The 16,401-nt window shown below is 34.6% G+C and carries 12 protein-coding genes and 1 tRNA gene; 8 read left to right on the top strand and 5 right to left on the bottom strand.

All coding sequences use genetic code 11. The features are described 5' to 3' along the window. Positions 1–372: 372 nt before the first annotated feature. Complete coding sequence (locus JST55_05210; GenBank protein ID MBS1492881.1) at positions 373–1,947, top strand: site-specific DNA-methyltransferase; 1,575 nt, start codon at positions 373–375, stop codon at positions 1,945–1,947. A 1-nt stretch (position 1,948) separates the two neighbouring features. Continuing rightward, positions 1,949–2,998: a TdeIII family type II restriction endonuclease gene (locus JST55_05205; GenBank protein ID MBS1492880.1), complete on the top strand. Its 1,050-nt coding sequence runs from the start codon at positions 1,949–1,951 to the stop codon at positions 2,996–2,998. A 112-nt stretch (positions 2,999–3,110) separates the two neighbouring features. Here JST55_05205 and JST55_05200 read toward each other — a convergent pair whose 3' ends face one another. Next, positions 3,111–3,311, bottom strand: coding sequence for a hypothetical protein (locus JST55_05200; protein ID MBS1492879.1), 201 nt, complete (start codon positions 3,309–3,311; stop codon positions 3,111–3,113). A 404-nt stretch (positions 3,312–3,715) separates the two neighbouring features. Here JST55_05200 and JST55_05195 point away from each other — a divergent pair, with 404 nt between their 5' ends. Further along, entirely contained in the window at positions 3,716–4,987 is a 1,272-nt protein-coding gene (locus tag JST55_05195) for a hypothetical protein (protein ID MBS1492878.1), read from the top strand. 33 nt (positions 4,988–5,020) lie between these two features. On the opposite strand, the gene JST55_05190 is transcribed toward JST55_05195, so the two are convergent. Next, positions 5,021–5,881 carry a hypothetical protein gene (locus JST55_05190; protein ID MBS1492877.1) on the bottom strand — a complete coding sequence of 287 codons (861 nt, stop codon included), beginning with the start codon at positions 5,879–5,881 and terminating at the stop codon, positions 5,021–5,023. 630 nt (positions 5,882–6,511) lie between these two features. Between JST55_05190 and JST55_05185 the strand changes: the two genes are divergently transcribed. Next, entirely contained in the window at positions 6,512–7,930 is a 1,419-nt protein-coding gene (locus tag JST55_05185) for a toll/interleukin-1 receptor domain-containing protein (protein MBS1492876.1), read from the top strand. Further along, positions 7,917–9,416 carry a hypothetical protein gene (locus JST55_05180; protein ID MBS1492875.1) on the top strand — a complete coding sequence of 500 codons (1,500 nt, stop codon included), beginning with the start codon at positions 7,917–7,919 and terminating at the stop codon, positions 9,414–9,416. Before JST55_05185 ends, JST55_05180 begins: the two co-directional genes overlap by 14 nt. A 753-nt stretch (positions 9,417–10,169) precedes the next feature. Here the strand turns inward: JST55_05180 and JST55_05175 are convergent. Then, on the bottom strand, positions 10,170–10,715 hold the full coding sequence (locus tag JST55_05175; GenBank protein MBS1492874.1) for a DinB family protein: 546 nt from the start codon (positions 10,713–10,715) through the stop codon (positions 10,170–10,172). A 270-nt stretch (positions 10,716–10,985) separates the two neighbouring features. Here JST55_05175 and JST55_05170 point away from each other — a divergent pair. Further along, a tRNA-Val gene (locus tag JST55_05170) sits at positions 10,986–11,062 on the top strand. A gap of 39 nt (positions 11,063–11,101) precedes the next feature. Here the strand turns inward: JST55_05170 and JST55_05165 are convergent. Beyond that, complete coding sequence (locus JST55_05165; GenBank protein MBS1492873.1) at positions 11,102–12,430, bottom strand: hypothetical protein; 1,329 nt, start codon at positions 12,428–12,430, stop codon at positions 11,102–11,104. A gap of 220 nt (positions 12,431–12,650) precedes the next feature. Here JST55_05165 and JST55_05160 point away from each other — a divergent pair, with 220 nt between their 5' ends. Beyond that, positions 12,651–14,165: a hypothetical protein gene (locus tag JST55_05160; protein MBS1492872.1), complete on the top strand. Its 1,515-nt coding sequence runs from the start codon at positions 12,651–12,653 to the stop codon at positions 14,163–14,165. Between the two features lie 15 nt (positions 14,166–14,180). Here JST55_05160 and JST55_05155 read toward each other — a convergent pair whose 3' ends face one another. Next, the gene (locus JST55_05155; protein ID MBS1492871.1) at positions 14,181–15,218 is read right to left on the bottom strand and encodes a pesticidal protein Cry7Aa; all 1,038 of its coding nucleotides are present in this window, start codon (positions 15,216–15,218) and stop codon (positions 14,181–14,183) included. Positions 15,219–15,366: 148 nt separating this feature from the next. Between JST55_05155 and JST55_05150 the strand changes: the two genes are divergently transcribed. Beyond that, complete coding sequence (locus JST55_05150) at positions 15,367–16,392, top strand: branched-chain amino acid ABC transporter permease (protein ID MBS1492870.1); 1,026 nt, start codon at positions 15,367–15,369, stop codon at positions 16,390–16,392. The last annotated feature ends 9 nt before the right edge of the window (positions 16,393–16,401 follow it).

Genomic DNA, 16,401 nt, shown 5'->3' with positions numbered 1-16,401 from the left:
TCGTGCTGAAGTCTCGCATTAAAATATACACGATAGCCGCATTTTTAGCGCAAATATGTATTTGTAAATATAATTTTTACCCGTGAAAGATTAAAGGCAATTTTCCTCAATTATGAATTGAGAATTATGAATTATGAATGGATTTGCAATGTCCCCTTCCTTACCAAGGAGGGGTTAGGGGTGGTTTAACACACAACATGTCATTCCCGCGAAGGCGGGAATCCAATCATCCACAACGCTAGTGCTCTTCCCTCATTCCCAACGTCCTCGTTGGGAATGTATCTCCAAAAACTCTATTAAGTTATATTAATAAAAATATAATTTCTTTATATTTACATACCACAATTATTTAAGCATACTCGAATTTACTTAATGAACGAATTACTATCAATAAAAGAAGCCAGTGAATGGGCAACTCAACATTTAGGAAAGACTGTAACTCCTTCTAATATATCTTACTTAATCCAATACGGTAGAGTAAAGAAAATCGGAGATAACGGATCTACTCAAATTGTTAAAGAAGATTTAGTCAATTACTATAAATCCTACAACGGCAAAAGAGAGCTGGACTGGAAAGATAAGCTTGGAGATGATTTAAACTGGGCTTTATCTTTTGATCAATACACTGAATCGGAAACTACTAAACACGTCCACCGTCTTCATCCTTACAAAGGAAAATTTATTCCTCAGCTTGTGGAATATTTCCTTGATGATCATGTTGATAACTTTAAAAAAGAAATATATTTCAAAAAAGGTGATATAGTTCTAGATCCTTTCTGCGGTAGTGGAACAACATTAGTGCAATCAAATGAGCTTGGAATAAATGCTATCGGCATAGATGTCTCAGCTTTTAATGCTCTTATCAGCAATGGAAAAGTAACTAAGTATGATTTGGAAGATGTTAAAAAGGAGCTGGATAAAATCACTATTGCTCTTAAAGAGTTCTTACTTGATTCTCACGTACAAGAGTTTGAGCTAAAACTTTTAGCAGAGCTTAACAAATTTAACAATAAATATTTTCCAGTTCCTGAATATAAGTACAATCTTAAACAAGGTTTAATAAAAGAAGAAGATTCTTATAAAAGAGAAAGAGAATTTTTACCCATTTATGAAAATCTTGTAGATGAATTCAAAATCAAATTAAAACAGGATAAAGCTGATAGTTTTCTTGATAAATGGTATTCACAACAGATAAGAGACGAAGTTGAATTTGTTTTTGACAAGATTAAAAAAATAAAAAATTCTGACACTAAAAAAATAATTAGTATCATATTAAGCCGTACAATTCGCTCATGTAGGGCTACTACACATGCAGATTTAGCTACTTTAAAAGAACCTGTAACAACTACATATTATTGCCATAAACACGGTAAAATTTGTAAGCCATTATTTTCAATTTTAAAATGGTGGGAATCTTACAGCAAAGATACTATAGGAAGGTTAGCTTATTTTAATAAAATTAAAACTAAGACCTTTCAATACTGTTTAACAGGCGATAGCCGAACTATTAATATTTTTGAAGAGCTTAAAAAGAAAAACCCTGAATTCGGAAGCTTAGTGCAGGAACAAAAAATTAAGGGAATATTTTCAAGTCCACCTTATGTAGGATTGATTGATTATCACGAGCAGCATGCATACGCTTACGATTTATTTGGGTTTGATAGAAATGACGAATTAGAAATAGGTCCGCTTTATAAAGGCAAAGGAAAAAAAGCACAAGATAGTTATGTAGAAGGAATTTCTGCTGTTCTTAATAATTGCAAAAAATATTTAGCAGAAGATTATGATATATTTTTAGTCGCAAACGATAAGTATAATATGTATCCTACTATTGCGGAAAATTCCGGAATGAAAATAGTAAATCAATTCAAGCGCCCCGTCTTGAATAGAACTGAAAAAGATAAAGGCGCATACTCAGAAATAATATTTCATTTAAAGGAGAATTAATATGGCTCTTCCTCAAGAGAAGATTGAAAAAATTTCCTTAGAAGTAATAAAAGTACTCTATTCAAGATTTGAAAATTTTCCTGAAGATGCTTCTAAAAATAGAAATGCTCCTTTTCATGTTAGATTTTTGGCGGCTTTTGCAGACAAACTTAATGGCAAAGTAAGTGATATTCCTTTTTTTATTACTTTGAGCAGTTGGCTTCATGGCTTGAATACTACATTAGGTCAAAATTTTTTTGAAAATGTTGCACACATATTATCTGATGGAGAAAAAAGAGAGTACACTTCAAAAAAACTTGGAAATTTATTGCTTGATAAAAAGCAAAAAGATAATATCCATAAGATCATTTCTAACTTAAGTATCACCGCAGAAAAACCAAATCTGATAGAAGAAGATAAACTTATTTTTATTAACGAGGTGACCGAAAATGATATTTCAGATGATTTTTCAGCAGATGTTTTTTTTGAGGAAAATTCTCAAATTATAGCTATCGAATTAAAAACTGTTCGTCCGAATTCAGGGCAAATGCAATCTGAAAAAAATAAAATTTTACAGGGTAAAGCAGCACTTTATAAAAAATTTCCCGGCAAAAATGTAAAATTCTATCTAGGTTTCCCATTTGACCCTACAAGTGCTACAGAAATCGGAGCAGATAAAACAAAATTTATGAGTTCAATTATAAATATGAATAAATTTTTCGTTCCTGACGAAATTTTATTAGCGGACGAGTTGTGGTCGATATTGTCTGGCGAAGTAGGTACTATGGAATTTATTTTAAGTTTAATTAATACTATATCTACATTGGATTTTAAAGAATACTATAATTTCTTTAATGATAGGTCTAATAAAGAAAATAATTTAGAAGTATATAAAGAAAGATTAATTAAATGGAATCTATTTTCAGAATTAGAATTAGTTGAAAAAGAAAATATTATTATAGAAAAAATCCAAGCTGATAAGAAACTTACAAGAATTTTCAATCAATTCGTATTCAATGAAGGAAAGTATAATTATGAACGGTATAACATTTTAAAAAATATTATTTCTTAATTTCAATTTTAAATATTAAATTGAAAATATCAGGCTAACCCCTTTTTTATTTTATAACTGGATTCCCGTCTTTGCGGGAATGGCAATTTAAAGAGATTCCACCAGAGCTTAATCAAATAGGATCAACCCCTATTTTATAAAAATTAAATGTATCAACTTTTAAAACTGCTCTTGCATTTTTATATGAGCTAATGAGGGTTCTTCCTAATCTGTAACTTCCTGAATTTTTTTCGATAGCAGCATACCATCCGGTTTTTTTAGGATTTGCTCGGGCAATTTCTTTTTTGATCGTTGAAAGTCTTTTTTTTCTCATTCATAAATTTATAAAATTATTTATAAAAAGTCTTTGCAGTGTTTTATCTTAGAATGAGAATTTACTCGGGGCTAACGCCCAGTTTAGTTTTAAATCGAAACCACCCCCTACCCCCTCCTTGATTAAGGAGGGGGAAGAACGAAAAAACTCAGAAGCTCAAGCCCTCCCCTTTTTCTAAGGGGAGGGGAAGGGTGGGGTCTGCAAGCAAGCAAATCAAATATATCCGAAAGAAACCTCCCCCTCCCCCCTCCTTCGCAGGAGGGGGAAATACAAATACCTTTACTCTCTAATTCCAAAAACCGTGTCAATACAAATCTCAAAAAAATTACCTATTAGTACTAATAAGGTCAGTTAGATTTTTTTTCATCGGTTTCGTTTTTATTTTGCGACTGTAAAAATAAAACATGAAAACCGCTAAGAACAATAAATCAAAATCAACTCAAGCCGGTAAAAAACCGCGAAGCAAAACTACTCGTAAAACTCAGAACAAAGCAGCGAAGAAATCCCGGGCATCTAAAAAAATTGAACTAACCAAAGCTGAGGAGCACGATAGGAAAGTCAGGCTTATAAGAACCTTTGCACCTCTATGCGGAAGAAATTATCAGCGGCTTGTAGAGCTGACGGGATTAAATTACACCACCGTACGCCAAGTATTATACCTGGAGAAGTATAAAGATATCAAAGATGTTTTTGATAAAAGCGAACGCATAGACCATCAGACCGAAATGTGGCATGCAAAAACTCTAAAGCTGAAAAACGCCATCCCCATATGCAATGGCACATATAAGGACCTCGCATCGCTGGCAGATATTCCTGTAGTGACGGTCAAAACTTATGTTAACGATCCCAGGAATGAGCAGTTAAAAATTGCGCTCGATGAAAGACGAAGCATAATAAAGCTGGGGAAGGAAAAAGTTTTCAATGAGCGGTTAATTGAGGCGATAAAGAAGTTCGGTTCAGATATAAAAGAAATAGCAAAGCACATAGGCCACGAAGAAAACTACACATACAAACTGATAAAGAACAGCGAGCTGCCTGAAGTCCATCAGCTTATCACAAAGGCGCGCGCCGAAGAGGATGAGAAGCGAAGCTCTCCGCAGGTACAGGACTTTGAAAAGCATGACCCTGACTTTGAAATCGATTCACAGAAGCATTTCTTTCTGCCGCATCAGATTGAGTTTGCATACCTTGCCCCAAATCAGGTAAAGCACCCGGCAATTGTAGGCGGGTTCGGAAGCGGCAAGACGATGTCAATACCCCTGCGATGGCTGAAGCTGATAGAATTCCGTATGGCGCAGGGAAAGAAATGCGATATGATGGTGCTTGAACCCACCACTGAAATGATGCGCGATATAATTGTCCCCACGTTTGATGAGTTCTTCGAAAGGTTTGGAATCCCCGTAAAATTTTTCTCCAATAAGAAAGATTACATAATCACATATAAAGGGCAGAAGCACACGTGCATGCTGCGAAGCGCCGACCGCCCCCGCTCGCTGACGGGCAAGAACTTATCGGATATAATTATAGATGAGTTCGACCGGATACCATATTATAAGCAGAAGGAAGTCTGGCGCGAGTGCATCTCGAGGATAAGAAAGACTGAGTTCGGCACGTGCGCAGTTGTCACTACTCCCGACGGCTATAAAATGACCTATGAACTCTGGGGACAGTGTTGAATTAACATACATCAAAACGTTTTTAAAACAGTTTTAAAATGTCAAAGACATTCCCATTTTGAATGAGGAAATCCTCAACGGAGCCTCGCCTGAGAACGGCCAGTTGGCGTGGTCTCTTCTGAGCTCGTAAATTCCGTACTCATAGGCATTCCTTAAAACAAAATTTACTATTGTGCCGGCAATGGGAGTATCCCTCATAATTTTTGTTATGAAGTTATCAAGTATGTGCGCGCCGCCAAGCTCAATAAGCGAGCTTACAAACTGCTGGCCGAACAAGTGCCGCGAAAAGATATCCGATATCTCGTACTTGGGGTTTAACGATAACCCCTTCGTCACCTGAAAATTTATTCCCGCTTCCGTTGCTGTGCCGAACCGAAACGCATCGGAGAAGTCATCAAATTTACTGTAGTCGCCCGCGCCTGCAGCGGCAACTCTATCGAACGTAAATTTTGACCAGGCAAATGAGTTTGATGTGTATGGCATTACTGAGTACTTCCCCAGCCTCAGCCCCATGCCTTCTTTGTTGCCGAATCCGAACCGCCACATATCGGAGTTAATGCCCGGGCTTCCCTTTGAAGAAATATCGGTGGTGGATTTGCTCAGGAAAATATAATCGTTATCGTAGTCGATAACTTTTGTTGAGTAAGGGCTGTCGTACTCGCTTGCGTAGCCAAGCTTCAGCTCTATCATGCCCGGCTTTACAAAGTCGGTATTGTAGCCGCTAATTTTTATATCGGAGAGCCCGTATGAAAGTTCTATTGTCGGTATATCAGTGCTCCATCTGAACGTAAAAAATTTTATCGGCTTATCGGTTTTTATCTGGGCAAAAGTTTTTGATGCATTAATACTAATCAGTACTATAACGGCAGTAAGCAGTAAATAGATTTTGCGCATAGGAATATTGTTGATTTATCAAATTTACAAATTTTTTTTAGTAGAGAGTAGTGAGTAGTGTGTATATAGTAATGGGTATTGAGTATTGAGTAGTGTGTAATGGTTATTGAGTAATAAATTGTGATGTTGAGCATGTCCTCCCCCTTACCAAGGGGGAGTTAGAGGGGGTTTAATGGAAGGCTTCGTCTGCATGTGTTGGTATCTCCGACTAACAACTACAATAAAGTTTGTGTTCTTCCCCCTCCTTAATCAAGGAGGGGGTAGGGGGTGGTTTCGATTTGTAATAAAAAGGGGCGATAGCCCCGACAATATAATTTACTTCATATTTAGATTATTGTTCTTTTTGTCTTGATACGCCGCAACAAGTGCGGGACAGGCGCCAAGAACCAAAAAAATCAATCCGCCAAGGCGGACTAAAAATCACTCCGAAAATTGCGCTCTAAGTAAACTCGCTTCGCTCAGACATACTTCTCGCTTGCGATTGTTCTCGTGATTTTCTTAACGGAAAATTTATAAGACCGGTTAAGACACAAATCTGTTGCTAAATTTGATTTAGTTTTGTTTTGAATTTTTATTTGACCATTTAATTTTTAATTTAATTAGGTTAATTAATCAAAACACATTACTGATTTGGCAAGGACTAAATTATTTATCGGACATGCAAATCCTGAGGACAACGAATTTACTTTGTGGTTATGTGCTAAATTAAGAAATGAAGGTTATGACGCAATTTGTGATTTAACTTTGTTGATTGGTGGAGAGCAAGATTATTGGAAAACTCTTCAAGATGTTTTAGAAAATGAATCTTGCAAGTATTTATTAATCTTTACAAAAGACACATTTGCAAAACAAGGTGTAATAGATGAGTGGGAGCAAGTGAGATCTATTCAAAGAAAAAATAATATAAAGGATTTTATGTACATTCTAAAAAAGGATGATGTACCTTTTAATGAGAGAATAGGAATTAATGTTTATAATCATTTCAGATTTGATATCTCTTGGGCTTCAGGTTTAAAAAATATCATTAAAAAACTTGATATTGATTCTACACCAAAAACTTTAAATAAAAATTTATCATTAAATGATTGGGTTAAAAATAGATTCGCAAATAATTCAGGAGTAATTGAGAAATCCGAATTATTCTATTCTAACTGGTTACAAATTTCTGAACATCCTAAAGAACTATTTATATATAGATATTCAAATTCCGCACAAGCAGAAACTATTTTAAAAGAAATTAATGTTTTTCCTGCTATTCGACACGATAAATATATTATTACATTTCTAAATGAAGTTCCAAAATACTCCACAGAATTTAATTATGCTGTGGTATATAAAGAAAAACTCGTAGTTGATATTTCGGATTTCTACCAATTAATTGATAGAACTGAATTTCCTAAAATTGGAGACATAAAAAGATTTGTTGTCAGATTATTTAATGAAGCTTTTGATAAATTCCTTATTGGTCGAGGATTGAATGTATACATGATGTCACAGAAAAAAAAGTGCTACTATTATATAGCTGGGCAAATCCCAAAAAATAAAATTAGTTTTGAATATCTAGGTAAAATGACACGTCGAAATATAATTGGTGAATATGATCATGACCACTTTTGGCATTTTGGAATAAGTTTCAGTTCTATTTTAAACCCTTTTAAAAGTTATTTTTTAAAAACTCATCTACTCTTTTCGAGTGATGCTGTAAATATTTGGGATAGCAAAAGCAAACTTCATAGCGCTAGAAGAAAAAAAGGAAAATCTTTTTATAATAGTGCATGGAGAAACTTATTGTTTGCTTTTTTAATGACATTATCTGATGATGGTAAATCTATTAAAATTCCTTTAAAAGAAAATATGTATTTAGAATTGCTAACAACTCCAATGAGTTTTACATGTGAATATGGATATAATGAACCTCCAAATAAAGGCCGATTAGTACCAATTGATTATTATGAAGAGGATATTGAAAATGATTTAGAGGAAGAATTCTATGACCAAGGTCAAATATCTAATGGAAAGGAGGAAAACCAGAAATTTGAAAATTTATAAATTCAATGAACCACGTCTAAAGTTTGCATATAATCAAATTTTAGAGGATCCTAGAGATGGTTTAACAGTATTTGGACCATTCGATAAAGATAATGTTAATAATTTTTCTGTAGGTATAATTGGAACAAATCAGGGAGTTATAAGAATGCGTAACTGGCTTAAAAAAATAAATAAGCCAATTTATCATCCTATACCTGATATTGCATATCCTTTTTTTCCGGGCTTTGAAGAAGTTTTTCATGTTAAAATAAATCAGAGTGTAATACCTGAACTGATAATAGATGAAAAATTACTTAATCTTTTTTACCGATATGATGATAGTCATGTAAGGGTTTCTGAAATTGTTGATCTTTATATAGATAAATTACTATCATTTATTAATGAAGGTGAAAAATTACCTAATGTATGGTTTATAGTAATTCCTGATGAAATATACTCAGTGTGTCGCCCTAAAAGTTATATTACAGGCAAAAATATTATTAAAGTAGGTATCAAAAGCTCTTTTGCAAGAATTGAAGAAGGTATGTTTGATAATTACGAACAAAAAAAGTGGAGAGAATCTTATGACTATGAAAATCACTTTCATAATCAATTAAAAATTAAATTACTGAAGCATAGAATTATTACACAAATAGTAAAAGAAAGAACTATAGCATATCATGAATATAATAATGTAAAAGAAAAAAAATTAGAAGTATATTTAAAACAACAAACTGCCATCGTTTGGAACATTAGCACGGCATTATACTATAAAATTGGAGGTTTACCATGGAAACTTTCTGATATTCGGGATAAAGTTTGCTATATTGGTTTAACTTATAAACAAGATAACACAAAAGGAGATCCAAGGTTTGCTTGTTGTGCAGCACAAATGTTTTTAGATTCAGGTGATGGAATGGTTTTTAGGGGAAGAGTGGGACCTTATTATAATGTTCAAACTAAAGAATATCATTTAACCAAAGAAATAGCAAAAGAATTACTTCAAAGAGCCATTGAATCATTCCAAAAAGTGAACAAATATTTGCCTACGGAAATATTTATTCATGGAAAAACCAATTTCAACGATGAAGAATGGTCAGGTTTTAGCGAAGCAGTACCAAATACTGTAAACTTAGTAGGAATTCGAATAAAAAGTGAAAATACTTTTAAACTTTACAGGTATGGTGATTTTCCAATTTTGAGAGGCAGTGCACTTATAAAAAATAAAAGATCTGCTTTTTTATGGACAAAAGGATTCATTCCAAGAATTCAATCAATATTAGGTCTGGAAACACCAAATCCTCTCAACGTACAAATAATTAGAGGTTATGCGGACATTTCTACTGTTTGCAAAGATATACTTTCTTTAACAAAATTGAATTACAATGCCTGCATTTTTTGTGACGGTCAGCCTGTAACTTTAAAGTTCTCAGACACAATAGGTGAAATTTTGACGGCAGGGCCAAATGAAAATTTAGAAATTCTTCCTTTTAAATATTATATTTAGAATTAATTATGAAAAAAGTTAAACATTTAAAATCTGAAGATGTAATTAAGAAAAGTATTTTCGAAAAAAGTATAATAAAAAATATCCTTCCTTCCGATTTCGAAATAGAATCTGAAAATGTGGAAAATAATATTTTGCCTTTACAGGATTCAATAAAAAAAATTTTACATTCGAACTAATAGAAAAGCTTTAATTGTTCGCCTTAAGCGAAATGAAAACTAGGTGTATTTATATTGAGGGGCTAACGCCCCGTTTTTATTAGATTAGAAACCACCCCCTACCCCCCCCTGATTAAGGAGGGGGAAGAAAGTAGTGCAAGCCGCTTACGTTCCGATTGAAAATCGGAACTGTTAAACACAATTCTAGAAAAACGGCCTTATAAATTTTCCGTTAAGAAAATCACGAGAACAGTCGTCGCGAGAAAAGCTGTCTGAGCGAAGCGAGTTCTTTTCGAGCAGACTTTCGGAATGATTTTTAGTCCGCCAAGGCGGATTGATTTTTTGGTACTTTTGTATCAAGACAAAAGTACAAGAGACGCAAGTATTGCGTCTCTACCTAGCGTTGTGACTGATTGGATCCCGCATCAAGTGCGGGATGACATAGCAAATGGTTGTTGGTCAGGAGACCAACAACGGCGATACAACATTCCCAACGAGGATCCCGCCAAGTCGGGACAGACTGTTGGGAATGAGTGAAATAATTCATCCCGCTAAAGACGGGACTGCTAACGCAGTAATTCATAATTCTACATTCTTAATTCTTCAAAACTCTCTCTGCCTGTTTCAAATGTCTTTCCATGTGAGTGACGCTTATATCCATAGAATCTTTTAGTGTGTAAGTGAAAACCGTTCCGGCGGGGGAGTGGACGATTGTTTTATTCACATCTATTCTTCTCTCATCTATCTGCGTGAAGTATTTCAAAAGTATATTGGTGTTCTGAACAAAATCTTTTATGATTGAAGCCGGTAATGTGCCGGCGCCGGGCTCAAATGTTTTAAGCGCCTTTACTTTGAACGTATTGCTTCGCAGGGCTTTCAAAAGAAAATGACCTGTTAAATGACTCAAAGGATTTATGCTCTGCCATAGGGAATTTTTGTGTCTGCCTGAAGCGACTTCCTCATAGATAGGGAAGTATGCGGAGTTGTATATAATAAGATGGTCGAAGACCTGCGCGGCGCTCCATTTATCGGGAGCGGGTTTTTTGTTGAGCTGAGTTTGTGATAACGAGCCGAACTCTGCCTCAGTTTTTTTTATTACTGCTTCACTGCGTTTTATGAATCCTTCAATTGTTTTATCCATTATAAGAACTTTCCTTTACTTAATAAAAGTAACAGTGGAATTTTATATAGGTTTCAATTATCGTAAAGCTCGAGTGCTGCGGAGCATGCGGGAGATAGCTGCAGTTGAAGTCGCCGGAGAAGCTGCTGATATGGTTTATAAACAGAAGGATGATTAAACAAAATAGCAAAAGTAAAAATAAATACTAATGGAAGGGAGTTTTAAGAAATCCATTGAAAAGAAGCCATAAAATTTGTAATTTACTGCTTATTCAATTTTCACCCAAGTTTTGGGCGATTAGCTCAGCTGGTTAGAGCACTTCGCTTACACCGAAGGGGTCTGAGGTTCGAATCCTTAATCGCCCACCAAAATAAAAGCCTTGATAGCAATATCAGGGCTTTTTTGTTTTACTTCATTATCTTTTCCATTTCTTCATCGACATTCTTTTTTAAATCACCTTCGCCTAAATCTGTTTTTTTAAGCAGATTTATTTTTGCTAACCATCTTACAAAAATTGAAACAATGAAAACTATAATCCAAACTAGTGATATAATTGAAATTATCCATTTGAACGGATTATAAAAATCAAATCTGAAAAGCATATGCCCGCTATCGCTGAAATAATTTTCGTAATCAACCAATAGATAATTCATAAGGACTATCACTATTCCGAACAGAATTAAAATTATGTGTTCAAAGTTATCTGTTTTCTGGTCTGTGATTGTATTGAACTTAAATTTATTTTTCAGCCATGTAAAAAGTGTTTTGAAAATATTTTCACGCCTTTCGGAGAAATCTATCATTGTAAGCAGCGAGGCATCAATAAATATTCCTCCAATGAATGCACATGCAAAAAAGCTGATAATAATATCTACTTCAAAATTTTTAAGTAAATGTATATCTGCAAGATGTCCCGATGCAGCAGTTATATTCGCATGCAAAATTCCCAGCACAATACAAACAAACAGCATCATAAGGAATGCCTTAATATAAGTGAGCACTAAACGCCTCAGATAAAAAGTCTGCCTAACGACAGCTGTTTCGATATCAAAGACCATATCTGTTGTGTTTACATCTGAGTAACCGGCAAGTCCGTAAATCGTGTGAAGAATATCAATCTTCTCTTTATTTTTGTGTACGTTATCGTTGCAGTCCTTAAAGTAGTCTTCTTTATCTCCTCCGATAAATCTTTTTGGAGGGATTAAAGCATCTCTTGTAAGATTTTTATAATAAAGGAAAGATTTCAAATCACTCTTTGAAAAATGCCCGAGATACCTATTGAGCAGATTTATATTTTGCTCGTTATCAAATTCATCCTTCACCATTTCCTTCTTGCTGCTGATGCCTTCTTCACCGTCGCCTTTTTCTGAGAACTCGTCATCGGGCAGAGTAATTCCCGTTAGATAAAACCTAAGATAATTGTAGCTGCCGATTTTTCGCTTTATAAAATAGAACTGAGCAATACCAATTATAACCTGATACACAGAGTAAAGAGGGATGAATCCAAGTATAAATAACGCCAAATACAAAACAGCTTTCAGCTTAAGATTTTCATCTAAAAAATTTGCTTCGTATATAACTCCCATTACGGTGGGGAGATAATCTTTCAATAGTAGCGGCAGAATTATCAGCAGTCCGGCTCCTGTAACGAAAACCCCTGCAATCCTTTGCAGAGTGGACATTCTGGATTCACCGCGCGTTATAAAATCCCGCAGCACATCGTAATTTTTTTTCATAAAATTCCGTTTACAAAATCTAAAAAACTTATTTACGATTTAAAAAGTAAATATCTTTACCAAAAAAAGTTAACAGGGAGAGCATTTTTGTAAGCTCATGAATTTCTGCTAAATAGATAATTTGAATTGTGTTAATAATCTGATATTAATATCTTAACAACTTAGCACGGTAAGATATTTTAAAAGGTTCACCCAATTATTAGAATTCAATAGATTCTATTTGAAAAAAACTTACTTTTTTCTTTTACTGTTCATTTTTCCCATAATATTCTGCTGCAAACTAAATGCTCAGACTACTCAAAGCGTTTTAGATAAAGCAAATGAACTTGTTCTAAACGGAAGATTAGAAGAAGCGCAGATCTATCTTGAACGATTCCACAGAGCAAATCCTAAAGAAGTAAAAATTACGGTCGCATACGCTCAGGTTGCTTATCAAAATAAAAAGTACGGTACGTTTATGGACCTGTATGATGAGGCGCTTGAATTCCAGCCGAAGAATTTTCCCATGAAGCTTGATTATGCTAAAATGCTTTTTGATATAAATGAGTATGATAAGTGCCTTCCGATTTTAGAAACATATCTTGTACATGACCCGAATAATATTGAAGCGCTTTTTGATAAGGCAAAAATTTTAAGATACAATGAAGAGTATTCCGAATCTTCTTTAGCTCTTTCAAAAATATTAAGCAAAGACCCGAGCAATGCAGAGGCTCGTGAAAATTATGCAGAAGTACAAATATTAAAATCATCCTGGTTAAAGCTTACTGCAGCTTATATCAGCGACAGTCAGCCGATAGATCTTTTTGCTCCTGTACTTGAAGGGGGATTATATAAAAACTCAGGTGTACAGTTAAAAATGAATGTTGGCGCTTTGTTATACTCCAGAAGAACTCAAAGCAATGTAAGCAATTATAAATTTCAACTGGAAAACCGGTCTTTCATTAAAGATGTCGGAGTAGGTATAAATTACGGATTTGGAGTAGTAAAGTACGGCGATAATCAGTTCGATTTCACAGGCAGAGTAAAATTTGATAAATATGCCGAGCGATATATTCTGCTCACTTTATCAGGTGAAAGAAAACCTTATTTCGGTTCTTTATACAGCCTCGATACAAATATTATGGTTCACTCAGCTGCTGCAACTTTAAGTCTCATAACAAAAGAAAGCTGGAACGGAAAACTGACATTCACTACTGATTTTTTTGACGGATTTGATAACCCTATTACTACAGCTGTTTCATCATTGTATGCCCCACGATTAAAATTAAAAGATTTTGATTTCAGACTCGGCTACGGATTATTCTTCAGTACGTCAAAGATTGATAAATTTTTTTCCGATAAATCAAATGCTGAGATAATCAGCTCGGGAAGCACTGCCCCATATTACATAGGGAATTATTATCCATATTACACTCCTAAAAATCAGTTTGCAAATAGTCTGCTGCTCTCTATAGGATATTCACCTTCAGTACAGACACAGGCAGGTCTGGATTTAAATTATGGTTTTCTGGCTACGGCTGATAGAGCATATTTTTCGAAAGTTACAAATTCCGGGGGTGAATCTTTTGTTACTAAAAATTACAGTGAAGCAGATTATAATCCTGCAGATATTACTTTTTTCGTCCGTTCGCTTATTACGCCTAAAATTGCAATGAATATAGATTTTAACTACTCGAGAAATTTCTTTTATATAACGCGTTCAATCGCATTGGGTGTTAAGGTTAATTTCTTTTGATAATTTTGATTCTTCTTACGACATATTTGATTTCTTTTTTAATTCTTTCAGCAAAATTTTCAAATTTACGGAGGCGCATGCAATTCTTTTATCCGCAGCTCCGTAATAAATATAAAGTCTGTCGTTAAAAATTGCCGTACCGGTTGGAAAAACAACATCTCTTACATCTCCGTTAATTTCCCATTCTTCAGTGGGAGAGAAAAGAGGTTTTTTCAGTCTCCCGATTTCCTTCATTATATTTTTTTTATCGAATAATGCTGCGCATGCGTTATAGATAAACCCTTCGGGTCCATCCGTTACTCCATGATAAATTATTAGCCATCCTTCTTTTGTTTCTATAGGAGGACAGCCTGAACCGATATAACTTAATTCATGCTGTTTAGTGCAGTGCATTAATGTATTACCTTTAAGATTTTCGATGTACTTCCTCCAGAAAGATTTTGTAAGCATTGATAATTTTTCCACTGAAACAACCTGTATATCCGGTCTGAATCTGTGCAAAAAAGTAAATTTCCTGTTAATCTTGCGCGGATAGAATACGAGATCTTTATCCCATACAATAATTTTTTTGTCCAGATTTTTTGCCATGTGATAAAACTCGTAGAATCGAAAATATTTTGGATTAACTTTAGGATCTTTTCCGGCAAACTTTCTGAATTCATTATAAGATAATCTGGGGGTTAGTTGCCCTTTCTTTTCAAACTGTTTTAAATCTTTTGATATTGCATAAGCTCCGCAGGCAGCCTTTCCATCGAAGGCAGTATATGTAAGATAAAATGTATCATCAATTTTAACTATGCGCGGATCTTCAATTCCCTGCGATTCGTATTTTTTCTCTTTTACTATTACTGGTTGTTCATTTCTATGTACCACTTTCAGCGGTCCTTCCAGCAGGCAATACCCTATTGTAGATTTATTTCCCTTCTGAACTGCCCTGTAAAACATATGTACTTTATTCCCATCCTGGTAGCATGCCGGATTTAAAACTGCATCATTCTCAAATTTTCTTTTTGTAGCTTCTAATATTATTCCCTCTTTTTTTACTCTAATCAATTTCTTGTTCTCCAGGTTAAAATAAGTCTTTACTATATGTAATACACAACCTTCAAACAAGATTTAAAATTTCTTCTGAAATCATAAATACTATTTTTATTCTTTTTAATTACCTCTATAATACATATTTTTCACGTTTGAAACCTCATTGCAAGTGAAGAGTAAACTACTTTTTCTTACCTCCATAGCCGTAATTTTCGTAATTAACCTGTTTTCCGGTTCTATCGACCCGTATTTTTATACCGTTATAATATATATCGGCATAAACATCATTCTTGCAACAAGTTTAAATCTTATTAACGGTTATACAGGACAGTTTTCGCTCGGTCATGCAGGATTTATGGCAATCGGCGGTTACTTATCCATTGCTCTTTCAACTTACTTCGCTCCGTTCTTTCAGCGTACATTCGGCACCGGAGTCTTCGGTGAATCAATTACATTTATAATAGTATTGCTTGCAGGTGGTACAGGCGCTGCATTGGCAGGCTTGATTGTCGGCGTGCCTTCATTAAGATTAAAAGGCGATTATCTTGCAATCACAACTTTAGGTTTTGCAGAAATTATCAGAGTTGTAATTCAGAATATGGACGTAATAGGCGCATCGCAGGGATTCAGAGGAGTTTATATATATAGTAACGGAGTAAAATCTCCGCATATGGTTCAGGATTTAGTCGATGTTCCTAATGTTTTCTATGCAGTACCTAAGTTTACAAATTTCTTCTGGACGTTTTTATTCGTAGCTATAATTGTTTATTATGTAAGCAATCTGATAAACTCAACTTACGGCAGAGGATTTTTATCTGTGAAGGACGATGAAATTGCAGCAGAGTCGATGGGAATTAACACAACAAAATTTAAAGTCTCGGCATTTGTAACGGGAGCATTTTTTGCAGGCATTGCTGGAGTACTTTACGGACACTTTAATTTATATCTCAACCCTGAAGATTTTAATTTCCTTAAATCAGTCGAAATTGTTGTAATGGTTATCTTAGGCGGAATGGGAAGCATGATTGGCGTAATTATTGCCGCAGTGCTTTTGACAATTCTCCCCGAGTTTTTACGAAGTGTATCCGAGTACAGAATGATTATCTATGCGCTGCTATTAATTATTATGATGCTTACACGCCCGCAGGGATTATTCGGATTTAAAATAAAATTGAAAAAGAAAAAATAAATCGTTCTC

The organism is Bacteroidota bacterium (assembly GCA_018266835.1).
In the GTDB taxonomy this organism is placed as follows: domain Bacteria; phylum Bacteroidota; class Ignavibacteria; order Tepidaquicellales; family Tepidaquicellaceae; genus JAFDZO01.
The sequence above is the reverse complement of the archived record's forward strand: the minus strand, read 5'-3'. Positions and strand labels throughout refer to the sequence as shown.